Origin of the sequence: Nitratireductor arenosus, assembly GCF_009742725.1 — a bacterium.
Classification (GTDB): Bacteria; Pseudomonadota; Alphaproteobacteria; order Rhizobiales; family Rhizobiaceae; genus Mangrovimarina; species Mangrovimarina arenosa.
Window position 1 is genome coordinate 18430 of the sequence record NZ_WPHG01000007.1, and the last position, 16453, is coordinate 34882.

The window sequence follows — 16453 nt, forward strand, 5'->3', positions numbered from 1 at the left end:
CGTCAGTCCCCAAGGGCATCGATCTCGGGCGTGCGACGGCGCACGACGACACCCATTTCGTCGGTCTCGCGGGCGCGGCGCAACCGCTCCTCGGCCTCGGTTGCCTCGCGCTGGCGATCCCACATCGCCGCATATAGCCCGCCCGCGTCGAGCAAGGCGCGATGGGTGCCCCGTTCGGCGATCAGGCCCTCCTTGAGCACGATGATCTCGTCGGCGCCGATCACCGTCGACAGGCGATGGGCGATCACCAGCGTGGTGCGGCCCTGGCTGACCAGATCGAGCGCGCTCTGGATTTCCTGCTCGGTATGGGTGTCGAGCGCGGAGGTCGCCTCGTCGAGGATCAGGATCGGCGGCGCCTTCAAAATCGTGCGGGCAATGGCCACACGCTGTTTTTCGCCGCCGGACAATTTTAGGCCACGCTCGCCGACCATGGCTTTGTAGCCGTCGGGCAATTGCCCGATGAAGCCGGAAATCTGCGCCAGATCAGCGGCTTTGCGGACGTCCTCGTCGGTGGCGTCGACGCGGCCGTAGCGGATATTGTAGGCGATGGTGTCGTTGAACAGTACCGTGTCCTGCGGCACCATGCCGATCGCGGCCCTGAGACTTTTCTGCGTGACGTGGCGCACGTCCTGGCCGTCGATGGTGATGCGGCCTTCCTGGATGTCGTAGAAGCGGAACAGAAGCCGGGAAATGGTGGATTTTCCCGCTCCCGACGGGCCGACGATCGCCACCGTCTTGCCCGGCGGAACCTCAAAGCTGATGCCCTTGAGGATCGGCCGGCTGGCGTCGTAGGAAAACCGCACGTCCTCGAAGCGGATCGCGCCCTGCCCGGGCACGAGGTCGGGCGCGCCGGGCCGGTCGCTGATTTCCTGCGGCACGTCGAGCAAGTCGAACATCTGCTCGATGTCGGTCAGCCCCTGCCGGATCTCGCGATAGATGAAGCCGATGAAGTTGAGCGGCACGGAAAGCTGCATCAGCATGGCGTTTACGAACACGAAATCGCCGATCGTGTGCGTGCCGGCCATCACTTCGCGCGCCGACATCACCATGATGGCGGTCATCCCGACGCCGAAGATCGCGCCCTGGCCGAAATTCAGCCAGCCGAGCGAGGTCCAGGTCTTGGTCGCCGCACTTTCGTAGCGTTCCATCGACCGGTCGAAACGGCGCGCCTCCATGGCCTCGTTGTTGAAATATTTGACGGTCTCGAAATTCAGCAGCGAATCGACCGCCTTGGTGTTGGCGTCGGTATCGGAATCGTTCATCTCCTTGCGGATGGCGATGCGCCAGTCGCTGGCGCGCACCGTGAACCAGGTATAGGCCCACACCGTCGCGGCGATTACCGCGAGATAGGTAAGGCCGTAGAAGAAGCCGAACACCACCGCCACCAGGGCGAATTCGAAGATGGTCGGCACCGTGTTGAGGATGGTGAAGCGCACGATCGTCTCGATGCCCTTGACGCCGCGCTCGATGACGCGCGACAGGCCGCCGGTCCGGCGCTCCAGGTGAAAGCGAAGCGACAACGCATGCAGGTGCACGAAGGTCCTGTAGGCGAGCTGGCGCACGGCATGCTGGCCGACCCTTGCAAACAGCGCGTCGCGGAGCTGGTTGAAGCCCCATTGCACCAGCCGCACGACGTTGTAGGCGACGACCAGCATTACCGGCGCAAGCAGAAACGCCGGCAGGTAGGGTTGCGCGGCGCCGTCGTCAGCGAGGGCGTCGGTGGCCCATTTGAAGAAGAACGGCACCATGAGCAGCACGAGCTTGGCCGCGACGAGGAAAAAGCTCGCCCATATCACCCGCAACTTCAGATCCGCGCGATCGGCCGGCCACATATAGGGCCATAGATTGCGCAGGGTCTTCAGCGTGGCGCCGGAATCGGCGGAAACGGTTTTGTCGGCCAATCAAGGCTCCCTGGATGGATTGACTGTCACGTCGGTGTCAGACGTGGCAACAGGACAGAAAGGTCGACACCTGTTCTTCAAGGCGCGCCACCGCCTCGCGGTCGACCATGTAGCGCGAGCGTCGATTTTCCGGCCGGTAATGCACCAGGCCGGCATCGACCAGGACTTTGAGATGTTGCGAGACCGTCGACTGCGCCAGTTCGAACGTGTCGACGATCTCGCGACAACAGCAGGCGTCCCGACGGGCCAGATGGCACAGAATGCGCAGCCTCGCGGGATGCGCCAGAGCCGCGAAACCGGCAGCGAGGACAGGCAGATCGGTCGCCGCGCCGGCGGTCTTGCTGGGGATATCGACGTTATTCATCGTACATCGACGATAAACGATGAATGCGACCCGCGCAAGTCTCGGGCAAATGGGATCTTATTCGACGGCGGTCGTCGCCTCGCTGGCGGCCCCGATCGTGGTCATCTGATCCTCAAGCGCCCGCATGTCGGCCTCCTCACCGTCATCCGAGGTGTCGGGAACACGGAACACCTGCCCCGGCCAGATCCGATCCGGATCCTCGATCTGGTCCTCATTGGCGAGATAAATCGTGGAATAGCGCACGCCACGGCCATAGACCCGTCGCGATATGCGCCACAGCGTATCGCCCCGGCGGATAATCACCGCGCTCTGCACGGACTGCAACTTCGGTGCCAGCACCTCCGCGACCGCGGTTGCCGCCGGCTCGGCACGCGCCGCGACGACCGCTTCCCCGGAGTCTCCGGCCTGATCCCTGCCGGTCTCGCCGGCGGCGGGCGGCGTGGTTTCGGCGCTCACCTGCGGCCGTTTTGCCGGCAGGTCGGCGGACATCTCTTCGGCGGGCGCCTCCTCGGCCCTGACCGTCTCTACCGTCCCCTCGGGCGCCGACGGCGGCGGCGCGACGGCGGCGACGGTCTCGCCCGGCTCGCGCTGGAACGGCACGGCCGCGCGGGCCACGACCTTGCGGCCGCCATCGTCGAGCAGATCGGCACGCACAATATAGTCGCCGACCGGCAAATCGCGCTCGGTCTCGATCAGGAACCGGCCGGAAGCGGCGACCTGCGCCTCGCCGAGCAGGATCGCGTTGGCATAAACCCTGACGGTCATGCCGGACGCACCGGTGCCGGCCACGAAGACCTGGCGGCCCTCGATCTCGACAGCCTCGACGCGCACGCGCGGCGAGGCTTTTTCAGCTGGCTTCGACGCCTTGTCCGGCTGCGGTTCCTCCGGCCGCGGCGCGACCACCGCCTCGGAGGCGTCGGAGCCTTCCGGCGCCGCTGGACCAGGCTCGGCTGCCGCGATCCCGACCGGATCGTCTCCCGCTTCTTCAGACCGGTCGGCCTTGTCGGCCGGATCGACAGGCCTCGTATCGGGCAAATCTCGCGCGGCCGTGTCGACCGGCGCTGCGCGCGCCTCCGCCGTTTCAGGCAAATCTCGCGCAACCGTGTCGACCGGCGCGTCGACCTGCGCTTTTGACGCGGGCTGGTCGGACGCGGTTTCCTCAGCGTCCTCCTTCGGATCCTCGACGATCGTGCCGGAGTTAGCGACATCGGCCGCGGCCGCGTCGTCCTCAACCGCTGCGACTTCGGGCAAGGTGATCAGCTTGCTCGGCTTTCCCGGTTCCTCGACCAACGCCAGGACCTGACCTGATTCGGTCTCCGGCACCGCCACGACCGCGGTCTCGACGGAGGTCGCGACCACGTTGTCGGGCGTCGTGGAGCGCAGCACGATCTGATAGTTGCCGGGCTCGAGCGGGTCGTCGAGGATGACCGCGAAATCGCCTTCGGGGGTCGCGGTCGCCTTGGCGATCACACGCGTCCCGGTGATAATTTCAACCGACGCGTTCGGCGCGGCCTTGCCTGCAAGCACGACCGAACCGTCTGGCTCAACACGAACCAGATCGAAGCTTGGCGGCAGGATGTCTTTCTTTTCAGCGCCTTGCGTGTCGTCTTGGTTAACCGGCCCGACCGATGGACCGTCCTTGTCCGAGGTCGCCCGATCGGTGTTCCTGTCGGCCCTGATGGCGGCACCATCCTCCGGCAGGGCCGCGACCATCGCCGGCGGCTCTTTCAGCATGCCATCGAACGCGCCGCTTACATAAGCGGCCGAAACGGCAGCGGCCGACCCACCGGCCAGAAACAGAAGCGCCTTGAGCGGCGAAATCACCATTTTGAGAGCAGTCCTTTGCCGATTAGGGACGATTTATCCTGTTTTGCGTGGTGCGACAAGAAAAACGGCATCCGGCACTTGACCCGCAAAGTCAGGGGGACCACCAATCGCGACTATGAAAAGAATCCACTCGATCTGTGTCTATTGCGGTTCATCTCCAGGTAGCTCCGCCCGCTATGTCGATGCCGGCAGGGCGCTCGGCGCGGCCATCGCGAGGGCCGGCCTGCGCCTGATCTATGGCGGCGGCGCCAAAGGCGTCATGGGCGCGGTCGCGACCGGCGCCATGGGCGCCGGCGGCAAGGTGACCGGCATCATTCCGCGCTTCCTCATGAACAAGGAGGCCACCGAAGACGCCCTTGCCCAACTCGACGAACTCGTCACCACCGAGGACATGCATCAGCGCAAACACATCATGTTCGAAAAATCAGACGCTTTCGTGGCGTTGCCCGGCGGCATCGGCACGCTGGAGGAAATCGTCGAGATCATGACCTGGGCCCAGCTCGGACGCCATTCCAAGCCAATCGTCTTCGCCAATCTGGACGGGTTCTGGGACCCGATGCTGGCGCTGCTCGAGCACATGCGCGCCGAAGGCTTCGTTCACACCGGCGACCGCGTGCGCCCGCTGGTCATCGACCGTCCGGAGGAGATCGTCTCGACGCTGATCGCCGACGCACGCCCGCGCCACGACATGACCGGCGACCGGCAGGTGATCAACAGGCTTTAGAGCCATTCATCTCGACACTGCACGATCTCTGGATCCGGGCGCGGCTCCGAGCTGGGCGTGGGCCTACGCTGACGCGCCGCGATCCCGGTACATAGACCAACTGTAAAGGGCCAGCGCGATCCAGATCAAGCCGAAGGCCAGCAGGCGCGTTTCGCCAAACGGCTCGCCGAACACAAAGACCGCAAGCAGGAAAATCATGCTCGGGGCGATATATTGCATGATGCCGATGGTCGACAGCCGCAACAGCTTGGCGCCGAAACCATAAAGCATCAGCGGCCCGGCCGTGACCACCCCGCATCCAACAAGCAGCAGCATATCCGCCGGCCCGGACAGCACGAAATGCCCCTCGCCCCGCATGCCCAGCCAGAGGACATAGCCGAGCGCGGGCAGGCACAGCACCATCACCTCGAGGAAAAAACCCTGGCTCGGCCCGATCGGTAGCGTCTTGCGGAAGAAGCCGTAGACGGCGAAGGAAAAGGCCAGCACCAGCGACACCCAGGGCAGACCGCCGGCCGTAATCGTCAACAGCGCGACAGCGATCGCGGCCAGCGCGACTGCCACCATCTGCAGGCGCGAAAGCTTCTCCTTCAGGAACACGGCTCCCATCAGCACGCTGACCAGCGGATTGATGTAGTAGCCGAACGAGGCCTCGACCGTTCGTTCGGCCGCGATCGCCCAGACATAAACACCCCAATTGATCGAGATCAGGGCCGCGGTGAGCGCGGCCATGGCGAGCGTGCGCGGCGACCGCAGAGCGGATTTCACATCGCCGGTCCGGCCGAGCAGGATCAGCACCACGCCGGCGAACGGTACCGACCAGACGATACGATGCGCCAGTACCTCGACGGCCGGGATATGCCCCACCAGCTTCAGATAGAGCGGCAGGAGCCCCCACAACAGATATGCGGAAAGGGCGAAGGCGAAGCCGCGCGCGGCGGCGTTTTCGGCCGGAGCCGTGTCGGCTGTCATGGCCGTGCTATGCGCCCTGACCCGGCATCCGGTCAACGGCGTGACCGCATGGCTCAGTAGTGAACCCGGTTCTGGCCTACTGCGCGGCCGCCAAGCCGGCGCTCTCGCGGTTCTTGATCAGCTTGTAGACGATCGAGTCCATCAGCGCCTGGAAAGAGGCGTCGATGATGTTGTCGGACACGCCCACCGTCCACCAGCGCGCGCCGGCGCCGTCATGCGATTCGATCAGCACGCGGGTGATTGCCTCCGTGCCGCCATTGAGGATACGCACCTTGTAGTCGACCAGTTCCATGTCGGCGATCTCGTTCTGGAAAATGCCGAGATCCTTGCGCAACGCGATGTCGAGCGCGTTGACCGGGCCATGCCCCTCGGCCACCGACAATTTGGTCTCGCCGTCGACCGTCACCCGCACGATCGCCTCGGACACTGTCTTCAACTGGCCGTTGGCATCGAAACGACGCTCGACCATGCAGCGGAAGGAATCGACCGTGAAAAAATCCGGCACGCGACCGAGCGTGCGTCGCGCCAGCAGGTCGAAACTGGCATCCGCTCCCTCATAGGCGTAGCCCGACGCCTCGCGTTCTTTGACCAGCGCGATCAGCGTGTCGAGTCGCGGATCGTCCTTGGCGACGGCGATGCCGCGGCGCTTCAGCTCGGCGATGAAATTGGCCTTGCCGCCCTGGTCGGAAACCATGACACGCCGAGCATTGCCGACCGCCTCCGGCGGCACGTGCTCATAGGTCTGCGGTTCCTTCAACAGGGCCGAGGCGTGGATGCCGGCCTTGGTGGCGAAGGCCGACGCGCCGACATAGGGCGCCTGCTGGTCCGGCGCGCGGTTCAGGAGTTCGTCGAAGGCGTGGCTGAGCCGCGAAATGTCCGCCAGCGCGTCGGCCGAAAGCCCGGTCTCGAAGCGGCTCGCATAGGCCTCTTTCAGCATCAGCGTCGGGATGATGGAGACGAGGTTGGCGTTGCCGCAGCGTTCGCCGATGCCGTTGAGCGTGCCCTGGACCTGGCGCACTCCCGCCTCTATAGCGGCCAGCGAATTGGCCACCGCCTGGCCGGTATCGTCATGGGCATGGATGCCGAGCCGGTCGCCGGGAATGCCGGCGGCGATCACGCTTTCGACGATCCTGCTGATCTCGGCTGGCTGGGTGCCGCCATTGGTGTCGCACAACACCACCCAGCGCGCGCCGGCCTCGTGGGCGGCCCTGGCGCAGGCGAGCGCGTAGTCGGGGTTGGCCTTGTAGCCGTCGAAGAAATGCTCGCAGTCCAGCATCGCCTCCTTGCCGGCTGCGACCGCAACAGCGATCGAGGCGCGGATCGATTCGAGATTTTCATCGTTGGTGCAGCCGAGCGCGACGCGCACATGGTAGTCCCAGCTCTTGGCGACGAAGCAGACCGCATCGGAGGCCGAGGCGATCAGCGCCGCCAGCCCCGGATCGTTGGAGGTCGACACGCCGGCGCGCTTGGTCATGCCGAAGGCGACGAAGGCCGAGCGCGTCGTGCGCTTTTCGGAGAAAAACGCCGTGTCGGTCGGATTGGCGCCCGGATAGCCGCCCTCGACATAGTCGATGCCGAAATCGTCCAGAAGCGCGGCGATGGCGATCTTGTCTTCGAGCGAAAAGTCGACACCGGGCGTCTGCTGGCCGTCTCGGAGCGTGGTGTCGAAGAGAAAGATGCGTTGTTTTGTCATGTCAGCTATCCGAAAGAGCTCCGCACGGCGCGCGGCGTCACGATTTTTCCGCGAAACCGTCGGTCGCGCGGATCAGCCGGTCGAGAATGCCGGGTTCGGAGAAGGCATGGCCAGCGCCTTCCACGAGATGGAACTCCGCCCGCGGCCAGGCCTTGTGCAGCGCCCAAGCGTTTTTGGCCGGACAGGGCATGTCATAGCGGCCGTGGACAATGACGCCGGGAATGTCGGCGAGCCGGCCAGCGTCGCGCAGCAACTGCCCCTCTTCGAGCCAGCCATTATGGACGAAATAATGGTTCTCGATGCGGGCGAAAGCGAGCGCGAAGTCGTTCTCGCCGAACTTGCCGCTGGTGGAGGGTTCGGGCAGGAGCGTGATCGTCTCGCCTTCCCACAGGCTCCACGCCTTGGCCGTCTCGATCTGCGCGGCCCGGTCGGCGCCGGTCAGGCGCCTGCGATAGGCGCCCATCATGTCGGCCCGCTCAGCCGGCGGGATCGGGGCGACGAACCGCTCCCACTTGTCGGGAAACATTTCCGAGACGCCGAACTGATAATACCAGGACAGTTCGGCCCGCGTCAGCAGGTAGATGCCGCGCAGGACCAGCTCCGATACGCGCCCGGGGTGGGCCTCGGCGTAGGCAAGCGCCAGGGTGGAGCCCCAGGAACCGCCGAAGACCTGCCATTTTTCGACCCCCACCATCGCGCGCAACCGCTCGATGTCGGCGACCAGATGCCAGGTGGTGTTGGCCTCGATCGAGGCGTGCGGGGTCGAGCGGCCGCAGCCGCGCTGGTCGAACAGCAGCACGTCGTAGCGGGCCGGGTCGAACAGCCGCCTGTGCGCCGGCGCGATGCCACCGCCCGGCCCGCCATGCAGGAAGACCGCCGGCTTGGCGCCCCTGGTGCCGGCGCGTTCCCAGTAGATCACGTGGCCGTCGCCGACATCGAGCCGGCCCGTTTCGAACGGTTCGATTTCTGGATAAAGCGTGCGCAGTGCTGTCATGACGACCCTTCGGGCGGCCAGGTTTCGGTGTCGCGATCTGGGTGCTGGCGGCTTTTCACCGAGGCCATGAACGCGTCGGTGGCCGGGCTTTCGCCGGCGAGCCGCCACGGCAGTGCGTGAAGACCCTCGACGAAAGCGAGTTTGTCGGCCGGGTTGAACTGGACGACCGGCGCGGCCAACGACGGATCGTCGAGCGCACCGATGGCGATTTCGGCGCCGCCGTCATATTCATAACTCAGCGGCGTGCCGCATTTTTGGCAAAAGCCGCGTCGGACCACGTTGGAACTCGCAAACCGCGCCGGGGCGGCTCGCGTCCATTCGAGCCCCCGCGCAGTCACCAGCGGCCCGTAAAAGCCGCCGAACGCCTTCTGGCACATGCGGCAATGGCACAACGAGGCGCGGCCGAGGCCGTCGGCGCGAAAACGCACCGCGCCGCACTGGCAGCCGCCGGTAATGGCATTACTCATCATTTGTCCTCCGGCGGCCAGGTTTCGGTGTCATGGTCGGGATGCTGGTGATTGGAGGCTCGGATCGTCTCCATTTCCTCGGCCGTGAAGTCGTCATCCGTGATTTTCTGATGCAGGTCCGGCCATGGAGCGACGAAGGGAAGTCGAGATTCGACCGAGTCTTCGGAGACCGGCCTGTAACGCGATGGATCGTCGAGGCTGCCGAGCGTGACAAGCATATGGCTGGTCGCGACCGCATCGAAGAAAAGCGGCGTGCCGCATTTTTGGCAGAAGCCGCGCCGAACGATGTCGGAGGAATGAAACCAGGCGGGCCGGCCACGTGTCATGACGACCTTTTCGCGGGGCGCCCAGGCCAACGGCATGAAATAATTGCCCGCCGCTTTCTGACACATGCGGCAGTGACAAAGATGCGGGTTGGACAAGACCACATCGACCCGGTAGCGCACGGCGCCGCACTGGCAGCCGCCGGTGATCGTCTTCGTCGTCATGGCGTTTCCTCCTGTGGCGGCCAGGTGTCGGTGTCGTGGTCAGGATGCTGGAAGGAGTGGATCTCGCGGAGGAAATCGCCGGCCGCTTCGTCTTCAAGCGTCGTGTGGCCGGGCAGGCCGTGAACGCCGTCGACATAAGGCAGCCTGGCCTCCACGCCCCATTGTACTACCGGCGCGATTTCATCTGGATGGTCGAAGGCGGCGATGGCGAGCGCCACGCCGTCCGGCGCCTCGTAGGTGAGCGGGGTGCCACATTTTTCGCAAAAGCCGCGCTGCACATGGTTGGAAGAGCGAAACCGTTTCGGTTCGGCACGGGTCCAGTCGAGCCGGGCGGTGCGCACGGAAACCAGCGGCAGGAAGAAATTGCCGGCCGCCTTCTGGCACATGCGGCAATGACACACGGACGCTTCGCCAAGCGCGCCCTCGACGCGAAAACGCACCGCGCCGCACTGGCAGCCGCCAGTATAGACCGGCTTGTTGTCGAGGCTCATCGCGGGCCTCCTCTGCGGATCGGCGCGGCCCTCGACCCCTCCCCCTCGAGGGGAAGGGAACGCGCGCGCGCCCTCACCGCTTCACCTCCCAGGTGGTGACGCGCTCGCCGGTCCCGGGATCCTTGCCGTCCTTCAACTGAATGCCCTTTGCCGCCAGTTCGTCGCGGATGCGGTCGGCCTCGGCCCAGTTCTTGTCGCGGATCAAGGCGAGGCGACGTTCGACGAATTGAGCGACGTCGATATCCGCCTCAAGGGTCGACAGATCGATGCCGATCAGCGCGCCGGCCGCAAAAAGCGTGTCCGGGGAAAGCTCCGAGGCGTTCATCAGCTTAAAATAGCCGGACAGATCGAGATCGTCACAAAGCGCCTCAACGAACGGCGGCTCGACCTCGCCGCCGTGCGCATCCGCAACACGGCGACGCCATTTGGCGAGCAGGTTCTCCGCCTCCTCCAGCCTGCGCACGGAAAAATCGATCGGCTCGCGGTAATGGGTCATCAGCATGGCGAGCCGCAAGACCGCGCCCGGCCATTTGCGCCCGCCGAATTTTTCCGTGTGCAGCAGATCGTGGATGGTGACGAAATTGCCCTCCGACTTCGACATCTTGCGGCCCTCGACCTGCAGGAAGCCGTTATGCATCCAGTAATTCGCCATCGCCTGGGTGCCGTGGGCGCAGCGCGACTGGGCGATCTCGTTTTCGTGATGCGGGAAGATCAGGTCGAGCCCGCCGCCGTGAATGTCGAAGACCTCGCCCAGATAGGCCGCCGACATCGCCGAGCACTCGATGTGCCAGCCGGGCCGGCCGCGAATGGTCGTGCTTTTGCCGTCGATCACGAAGCTGGCGTCCCATCCGGGCTCGTCGCTGGAAGACTGTTTCCACAACACGAAATCGGCCGGGGTCTTCTTGTGCGCCTCGACCGCCACCCGGGCGCCGGCCTGCTGGTCCTCCAGCTTGCGCCGCGACAGGCGGCCATAGTCGGGCATGGAAGCGGTATCGAACAGGATTTCGCCTTCCGCCGCATAGGCATGACCGCGTTCGATGAGAGATTGAATCAGGCCGACCATGTCGGTCTTGCCGTCGTCGCGCGGTAGCACGAATTCGGTCGCGCGGGGCTCGAAATTCGGCTCGAGGCAGCCGAGCGCCTTCACGTCCTCATGAAACTGGTCGGCCGTCTTGTGCGTCACCTTGCCGATCGCCTGATTGAGGCTCAGCCGGCCGGCGCGGATGTCGTCGCCGAAATCGCGCAAGGCGCGCGCGTTGATCTTGTCGTCGACGTCGGTGATGTTGCGCACATAGGTGACGTGGTCGGCGCCGTAGAGATGACGCAGCAGCCGGTACAAAACGTCGAAGACGATGACGGGACGGGCATTGCCGATATGGGCGAAGTCGTAGACCGTCGGTCCGCACACATATACGCGCACGTTTTTGCGATCGACGGGGACGAAATCCTCCTTCTGTCGGCTCAGCGTGTTGTAGAGGCGAAGTCCGCGAAAGGCCTCAGACATGCGTTTTTCCTTCATCGCCGGCCGCCGGAACCGGCCGGCCGTTACCCGAAATCCGTCGCCCGCCGACTGGCCGGGGCGTTTTTCTCAACCGTGAAGAGGAACGAAAACGACCGGGCCAGCGGGGCGCTAGCCACAAATGCAGATGCCGGTAATGGCACGAAGCGTTTTCATGGCCGGCTTTATCGCCCCGGCGGAGCCGAGCGTCAAGGCGAATTGGCGTGCCGCGAGCGCCAGGCTTGTTGTCGGAACGCAACAGTCGGCCCGGAAGAAACCCTCCGTTAAGCGGAATCGCCGCACCCTACGGAACGGACGGGCAACCGCCATGTTTCGGTCGCAATCGACGATCAAGTGGCCGCCCGTTCAGCGGTCGCCGCGAACGAGAACGAGACGGGTTCAAAACGCCATGCCACGCACCACGATCGAAGCCGAACGCGAACGCCAACGCGCCGAGGATCAAGCACTCACCAACAAGTACCGCGCCATCGGGCCGGCGGCCATCCTGGCGGCGCTGGTCTGCCTGAAGGCGAAAGAAAACAACGGCGTTGCGGCGCAAGGCGGCCGGACGACGTAGCCGCGCGCCACGGCGCCTTGCGGGGACGCCGTCAAAACAGGTCCAGCTGGCCGCCCGCGGTCGAGTCGGGCGCTTCGCGCCGACCGGTATCGGCCGCAAGCGCGACCGGTTCCAGGATATCCGGTCCGGCATTGGCGACCTTGTTGACCTTGTTAGAAATCGGAATAGCCTCGAAGAAGCCGGGTTCGACCGGGCTGAGCAGGTCGGCAACATCGGCCGGACGGTGGGAGCGGCAGTCGAGCCAGCGCGAAAAATCCTCGCGGCGGATCACCACCGGCATGCGGTGGTGAATAGGCGCGATCTGGGTGTTGGCCGCCGTCGTCAAGATCGCCGCAGTGTCGAGTTCCGATCCGCCGGGATCGAGATAGGTTTCCATCAGCCCGCCAAAGGCGACCAGCCCGCCGTCCCGCGGGCGAACGAAATAGGGCTGGGCCTTCCCCTCGTCCTGGCGCTTCCATTCGAAAAACCCCGAGGCCGGGACCAGCGCGCGACGATGGCGTATCGCGGCCTTGAAGGTGTTTTTCTCCGCAGCCGTCTCCGCGCGCGCATTGATGAGCAGCGGCAGATCCTTCGGGTTCTTCGCCCAGGACGGGATGAAACCCCAGCGCACCAGCAGCGCCTGCCTGTCGGGCAGGTTCGAGCCCGGTTCGCGCGGCGGGCCGGCGAGCGCGACCAGGATCGGCTGGGTTGGGGCGATATTGTAGCGCGGCGGAAAATCCGTGCCGCCGACCACGCCCAAAAACATTTCGACCTCGTCAAGGGTAACCGTCAATGTAAAGCGTCCGCACATGGCGGCACGTTCGCTTTCGAAGGCGCGCACGTCAAGCACGCGGCGCCGTCGCGGATTGCACGACGGCGCGGGGACGGCTACCTGTTACGGCCATGAGACACGCTGAAACGCCCATACCGGCCGTGTCGGTCGCGCTCAGGCGCGGCGACCGGCTCTTGCTGGTGCGACGCGCGCGCGCGCCGTCGAAGGGCGTTTACGCGTTTCCCGGCGGCCGGGTCGAGGCCGGCGAGACGCTGGAAGAAGCGGCGCGGCGCGAACTGAGGGAAGAAACCGGGCTTTCGGCCGGCGCGCTCATCGTCCATCAGGTCGTCGACCTGCCGGCGGCGAGCGACCACCCGTCGACCTTTAAGCTGACAGTGTTTGCAGCCGACTATGCCGGCGGCGAGGCGGTCGCTGCCGACGACGCCGAGACGGTCGGATGGTATTCGCTGCACGAGGCGCGCGCGCTCGCAATGCCACCGTCCATGCGCAGCGCCGTCGATGCCATGCTAGCTGAAACCAGCATGGCGGCCGGTCTTGCTGGTGACAAAATCGGCAGCCAGGACTGATGGTCATGCGTGCGACAATAGCCATCCTTTCCGCTTTCCTGGCCGTTTCGACACTGGCCGCCACGCCGGCGCGCGCGGTCGACGCGCCCTATGAGGAGCGCCTGTTGCGGCTCGCCGAGGTGTTGGGCTCGCTGCATTATCTGCGCAATCTGTGCGGAGAGACGGGCAATCTGTGGCGCGAGCAGATGGAAGCGCTTCTGGCGAGCGAGAACCCGACAATAGACAAGCGGGCGCGCTTCGTAGCGCGGTTCAACCGCGGCTACCGCTCGTTCGCCGAAACGCATGTGACCTGCACCGAATCGACCATGGCCGCAATCGAACGCTATATGAAGGAGGGCGAGGCATTGTCGCGCGACACCGCGGCGATGTTCGGCAATTAGGGCTTCGTTAACTTTTTCCGCAAGCGCGGCGTGCAAGCCATCTTGCATATGCTAAAAGATTAACGGGACATTAAGGGACGACGGCCGGCGGAGCCGATTCGGCGCACCGCTGAAAGGGTGGAATGCTACATGGAACATGGCAGCGGCGAGATTGACGCGCTGATCCGCGAGGAAAAGCGCTTGACCGCGATCGAAAGTCAGACGGAAGCCTGGGCCGAGGGCCTGTCGGCCGGAATCGAGCCCGAAATCATCGCCGAGGCGGCGCTGACCACGGCGTTCGAGGAGTTGCTGCGATCCTGCAGCGAAGACATCGCGCTCGGGCTGATCGAGAAAATCCGCGAAAAGGTCATCAGCGGCGAATTCGAGCACGCTCGTTCCTGCCACTGACCCATCGTCCAGCACCAGGGCCAAGCCAGGCGATCCATACCGCATGCTGAGCGCATCGACAGGACGATCATGGACCGAACCGCGATGGCGAGCGGTACTGCCGTTGTTTCTGGCGGCAGCCGGTCTGGCCGTTGCGATCCCGACGGCCAATGCCGGCGTCGCGGCGACCGCGCCCGGCGAGCGGGTTGCACTGAGCGAACTCAAGCGCGACGAAGTACCGGACGAAGCCCCCGAAAACGCCGAGGATACGGCCGCACCCGCCGCTGAGCCGGTCGAAACCGTCCCCCTGCCCGACCCGATCGAGCGTTTTCCGCTGCCCGAGGCCCCCGGCGAGACGGAGGAAACCCCGCCGCCGGACAGCGGCGGCGAGGATGGCGGCACGGAAGCAGCGCCCGACGATCAGGCGCTTCCCGAGATCATCTACGACCTCGACCGGCTGCCCGAGCCGGTCCGGCGCATGCACGGGCTGATCATGTCGGCCTGTCGCGGCGGCGATCTGGAGGCGCTCAGGCCGCTGATCGGCCCGGGGCCCAACGGCACCCAGCTCTCCTTCGGCTCAGTCGAGGGCGATCCGATCGAGTTCCTGCGCCAGGCGGCGGGCGACGCCGACGGGCAGGAAATCCTCGCCATTCTGCTCGAGGTGCTGGATGCCGGCTACGTCCACCTCGACGCGGGCACGCCGAACGAAATCTATGTCTGGCCCTATTTCTTCTCGATGCCGCTCGACGCGCTGACGCCGCCGCAGCGGGTGGAGCTGTTCGAGATCGTCACCGCCGGCGATTATGAGGACATGAAGAATTTCGGCGGTTACAATTTCTACCGCGTCGGCATCACGCCTGAAGGTCGCTGGGTGTTTTTCGTGGCCGGCGACTGACCGCCGCTTCTTGCAAGCGGCGCCGGCGCGCCCATATGAAAAGGCGAGAGGGAGAGCCGTGATGAGCGTGCGCGATAACCTCGCCCCGCATTTCGAACAGTCGTTGAGACAACGCCGCGTCCGCTCGCGCGCGGGGATCGTCCGCCGCGTCGCGATGTTCCAGCTAAAACTGTTCGCCGACGGGCTGCGCGACGTGGTGATGAGCCCGCTCTCCATCCTCGCCGCGATCGCCGGCGCCTTTTCCAAGCGCGATCCGGAACTCTATTTCGACAGGCTGATGCATTTCGGTCGCGACACGGACCGCTGGATCAACCTGTTTGAATTGAGCGATCCGGCGCTGCGCGATACCACGACGCTCGACACCATCGCCGACGACCTGGAACAGGCCGTACGCGGTGACTATGCCTCCGGCGGGCTCAGCGCCCAGGGCGCCGAACGCCTGCGCAGACTTGCCGCGCAATTGCGCCGGCGCGGCGATGCTGGAAGCGACGGGTAGCCGGACGACCGCTCCCGCGTATGTCCTCTTGCTCCTCCGGCCGGCGCGGCTTACCTAGGCGAAGAGTTCAATCACAAGCTGATTTGTGTCCATGCCTACCACCCGCCTCGACGACCGCGCCCTCCTATCGGTGCACGGCCCTGACGCCGAAAGCCTGCTCCAGAACGTGGTCACGCCCGACCTCGCGGCACTTGGCGAGAGCGCCGTGAAACCCGGCGCGCTGTTGACGCCACAAGGCAAGATCCTGTTCGATTTCCTGATCGCCCGCGATGGCGAAGCCGGTTTCGTGCTGGAGTGCCGGGCGGACATCGCCGAGGATTTCCTGCGCCGGCTGATGCTCTACAAACTTCGCGCCAAGGTCGATTTAACAAAGCAGGATCAAGGGCCTGTCCTTGTTTCCTGGCAGAATGAATCGGATGGTTCGCATCCCGATTCAAGTGTTTCACACAATGATTCAGGTGTGCTGACGGATACGCGTTTTCCCGAACGGTTGTCGGTGCGCCGCCACCATCACCCAGCGCCAGACGCGCGGCCGGATGCGAATGGGGAGACCTGGACGCGTCTGCGCATCGAGCATGGCGTGGCCGAAAGCGGCACCGACTACGCGCTCGGCGATGTCTTTCCGCATGACGTGCTCCTCGACCAGAACGGCGGCGTCGGGCTGCGCAAAGGCTGTTTTGTCGGCCAGGAAGTGGTCAGCCGCATGCATCATCGCGGCACCGCGCGGCGGCGCCTTCTGATCGCGCGCGCGGCATCCCCCCTGCCCGCTCCCGGCACGTCGGTCACCGCCGACGGTCGTGCCATCGGTACGCTCGGATCGGTGGCCGGCGGGACAGGCCTCGCCATCGTGCGTATCGACCGGGTCAAGGAGGCGATCGACGCCGGCACGACGATCAGCGCCGGCGCCGTCGGGGTGACGCTGGAGATCCCGCCCGGCATGGGCTTTTCTTTTCCCGAACCGGCGGCCGGCGGGGCCGACCGGTGA

General features: G+C 65.2%; 19 protein-coding genes. 8 read left to right on the forward strand and 11 right to left on the reverse strand.

From position 1 onward, the window contains the following. Positions 1-2: 2 nt before the first annotated feature. The 3 genes from GN330_RS20545 to GN330_RS20555 are packed head-to-tail and all read right to left on the reverse strand — an operon-like array spanning position 3 to position 4092. Positions 3-1901, reverse strand: coding sequence for an ABCB family ABC transporter ATP-binding protein/permease (locus tag GN330_RS20545; RefSeq protein WP_246188789.1), 1899 nt, complete (start codon positions 1899-1901; stop codon positions 3-5). Positions 1902-1938: 37 nt separating this feature from the next. Continuing rightward, a complete protein-coding gene (locus tag GN330_RS20550; RefSeq protein WP_156715067.1) occupies positions 1939-2265 on the reverse strand; it encodes an ArsR/SmtB family transcription factor in 327 nt (108 codons plus the stop codon). A 57-nt stretch (positions 2266-2322) separates the two neighbouring features. Continuing rightward, positions 2323-4092 (reverse strand): LysM peptidoglycan-binding domain-containing protein, encoded by a 1770-nt coding sequence (locus GN330_RS20555; protein ID WP_156715069.1) that lies wholly within the window; start codon positions 4090-4092, stop codon positions 2323-2325. Between the two features lie 115 nt (positions 4093-4207). Here GN330_RS20555 and GN330_RS20560 point away from each other — a divergent pair, with 115 nt between their 5' ends. Continuing rightward, complete coding sequence (locus GN330_RS20560; RefSeq protein ID WP_156715071.1) at positions 4208-4816, forward strand: LOG family protein; 609 nt, start codon at positions 4208-4210, stop codon at positions 4814-4816. Between the two features lie 63 nt (positions 4817-4879). Here GN330_RS20560 and rarD read toward each other — a convergent pair whose 3' ends face one another. The 7 genes from rarD to cysS all read right to left on the reverse strand — a co-directional run bounded on the left by rarD (position 4880) and on the right by cysS (position 11422). Next, positions 4880-5785 (reverse strand): EamA family transporter RarD, encoded by a 906-nt coding sequence (rarD, locus tag GN330_RS20565; protein WP_156715073.1) that lies wholly within the window; start codon positions 5783-5785, stop codon positions 4880-4882. Positions 5786-5861: 76 nt separating this feature from the next. Continuing rightward, on the reverse strand, positions 5862-7478 hold the full coding sequence (gene cimA, locus GN330_RS20570) for a citramalate synthase (RefSeq protein ID WP_156715075.1): 1617 nt from the start codon (positions 7476-7478) through the stop codon (positions 5862-5864). A gap of 37 nt (positions 7479-7515) precedes the next feature. Beyond that, the gene (gene pip, locus GN330_RS20575) at positions 7516-8472 is read right to left on the reverse strand and encodes a prolyl aminopeptidase (protein ID WP_156715077.1); all 957 of its coding nucleotides are present in this window, start codon (positions 8470-8472) and stop codon (positions 7516-7518) included. After that, positions 8469-8942: a GFA family protein gene (locus GN330_RS20580; RefSeq protein WP_156715079.1), complete on the reverse strand. Its 474-nt coding sequence runs from the start codon at positions 8940-8942 to the stop codon at positions 8469-8471. Before GN330_RS20580 ends, pip begins: the two co-directional genes overlap by 4 nt. Next, entirely contained in the window at positions 8939-9427 is a 489-nt protein-coding gene (locus tag GN330_RS20585) for a GFA family protein (RefSeq protein ID WP_156715081.1), read from the reverse strand. The genes GN330_RS20580 and GN330_RS20585 overlap by 4 nt, the downstream gene beginning before the upstream one ends. Then, positions 9424-9918: a GFA family protein gene (locus GN330_RS20590; RefSeq protein WP_156715083.1), complete on the reverse strand. Its 495-nt coding sequence runs from the start codon at positions 9916-9918 to the stop codon at positions 9424-9426. The genes GN330_RS20585 and GN330_RS20590 overlap by 4 nt, the downstream gene beginning before the upstream one ends. Before the next feature lie 73 nt (positions 9919-9991). Then, entirely contained in the window at positions 9992-11422 is a 1431-nt protein-coding gene (gene cysS / locus GN330_RS20595; protein WP_156715085.1) for a cysteine--tRNA ligase, read from the reverse strand. Between the two features lie 403 nt (positions 11423-11825). Between cysS and GN330_RS20600 the strand changes: the two genes are divergently transcribed. Continuing rightward, positions 11826-11993, forward strand: a complete 168-nt coding sequence (locus GN330_RS20600) for a transcriptional regulator (RefSeq protein ID WP_156715087.1) — start codon at positions 11826-11828, stop codon at positions 11991-11993. Between the two features lie 31 nt (positions 11994-12024). Here GN330_RS20600 and GN330_RS20605 read toward each other — a convergent pair whose 3' ends face one another. Then, on the reverse strand, positions 12025-12783 hold the full coding sequence (locus GN330_RS20605) for an SOS response-associated peptidase (RefSeq protein WP_156715348.1): 759 nt from the start codon (positions 12781-12783) through the stop codon (positions 12025-12027). Positions 12784-12875: 92 nt separating this feature from the next. Between GN330_RS20605 and GN330_RS20610 the strand changes: the two genes are divergently transcribed. From GN330_RS20610 to ygfZ, 6 genes are all read left to right on the forward strand, one after another. Then, the gene (locus GN330_RS20610; RefSeq protein WP_156715090.1) at positions 12876-13331 is read left to right on the forward strand and encodes an NUDIX hydrolase; all 456 of its coding nucleotides are present in this window, start codon (positions 12876-12878) and stop codon (positions 13329-13331) included. 5 nt (positions 13332-13336) lie between these two features. Further along, a complete protein-coding gene (locus GN330_RS20615) occupies positions 13337-13711 on the forward strand; it encodes a TIGR02301 family protein (RefSeq protein ID WP_156715092.1) in 375 nt (124 codons plus the stop codon). Between the two features lie 129 nt (positions 13712-13840). Next, the gene (locus GN330_RS20620) at positions 13841-14098 is read left to right on the forward strand and encodes a hypothetical protein (RefSeq protein ID WP_156715094.1); all 258 of its coding nucleotides are present in this window, start codon (positions 13841-13843) and stop codon (positions 14096-14098) included. Positions 14099-14201: 103 nt separating this feature from the next. Continuing rightward, positions 14202-14972, forward strand: coding sequence for a hypothetical protein (locus GN330_RS20625; RefSeq protein ID WP_246188790.1), 771 nt, complete (start codon positions 14202-14204; stop codon positions 14970-14972). Between the two features lie 61 nt (positions 14973-15033). After that, positions 15034-15468, forward strand: coding sequence for a hypothetical protein (locus GN330_RS20630; RefSeq protein WP_156715099.1), 435 nt, complete (start codon positions 15034-15036; stop codon positions 15466-15468). Positions 15469-15559: 91 nt separating this feature from the next. After that, a complete protein-coding gene (ygfZ, locus tag GN330_RS20635; protein WP_156715101.1) occupies positions 15560-16453 on the forward strand; it encodes a CAF17-like 4Fe-4S cluster assembly/insertion protein YgfZ in 894 nt (297 codons plus the stop codon).

What these genes read in the sequence shown, in the direction of transcription:
- GN330_RS20550 (WP_156715067.1), bottom strand. Translation starts at nt 2,265, where the DNA reads ATGAATAACGTCGATATCCCCAGCAAGACCGCCGGCGCGGCGACCGAT.
- GN330_RS20555 (WP_156715069.1), bottom strand. Translation starts at nt 4,092, where the DNA reads ATGGTGATTTCGCCGCTCAAGGCGCTTCTGTTTCTGGCCGGTGGGTCG.
- GN330_RS20560 (WP_156715071.1), top strand. Translation starts at nt 4,208, where the DNA reads ATGAAAAGAATCCACTCGATCTGTGTCTATTGCGGTTCATCTCCAGGT.
- rarD (WP_156715073.1), bottom strand. Translation starts at nt 5,785, where the DNA reads ATGACAGCCGACACGGCTCCGGCCGAAAACGCCGCCGCGCGCGGCTTC.
- cimA (WP_156715075.1), bottom strand. Translation starts at nt 7,478, where the DNA reads ATGACAAAACAACGCATCTTTCTCTTCGACACCACGCTCCGAGACGGC.
- pip (WP_156715077.1), bottom strand. Translation starts at nt 8,472, where the DNA reads ATGACAGCACTGCGCACGCTTTATCCAGAAATCGAACCGTTCGAAACG.
- GN330_RS20580 (WP_156715079.1), bottom strand. Translation starts at nt 8,942, where the DNA reads ATGATGAGTAATGCCATTACCGGCGGCTGCCAGTGCGGCGCGGTGCGT.
- GN330_RS20585 (WP_156715081.1), bottom strand. Translation starts at nt 9,427, where the DNA reads ATGACGACGAAGACGATCACCGGCGGCTGCCAGTGCGGCGCCGTGCGC.
- GN330_RS20590 (WP_156715083.1), bottom strand. Translation starts at nt 9,918, where the DNA reads ATGAGCCTCGACAACAAGCCGGTCTATACTGGCGGCTGCCAGTGCGGC.
- cysS (WP_156715085.1), bottom strand. Translation starts at nt 11,422, where the DNA reads ATGTCTGAGGCCTTTCGCGGACTTCGCCTCTACAACACGCTGAGCCGA.
- GN330_RS20600 (WP_156715087.1), top strand. Translation starts at nt 11,826, where the DNA reads ATGCCACGCACCACGATCGAAGCCGAACGCGAACGCCAACGCGCCGAG.
- GN330_RS20605 (WP_156715348.1), bottom strand. Translation starts at nt 12,783, where the DNA reads ATGTGCGGACGCTTTACATTGACGGTTACCCTTGACGAGGTCGAAATG.
- GN330_RS20610 (WP_156715090.1), top strand. Translation starts at nt 12,876, where the DNA reads ATGAGACACGCTGAAACGCCCATACCGGCCGTGTCGGTCGCGCTCAGG.
- GN330_RS20615 (WP_156715092.1), top strand. Translation starts at nt 13,337, where the DNA reads ATGCGTGCGACAATAGCCATCCTTTCCGCTTTCCTGGCCGTTTCGACA.
- GN330_RS20620 (WP_156715094.1), top strand. Translation starts at nt 13,841, where the DNA reads ATGGAACATGGCAGCGGCGAGATTGACGCGCTGATCCGCGAGGAAAAG.
- GN330_RS20630 (WP_156715099.1), top strand. Translation starts at nt 15,034, where the DNA reads ATGAGCGTGCGCGATAACCTCGCCCCGCATTTCGAACAGTCGTTGAGA.
- ygfZ (WP_156715101.1), top strand. Translation starts at nt 15,560, where the DNA reads ATGCCTACCACCCGCCTCGACGACCGCGCCCTCCTATCGGTGCACGGC.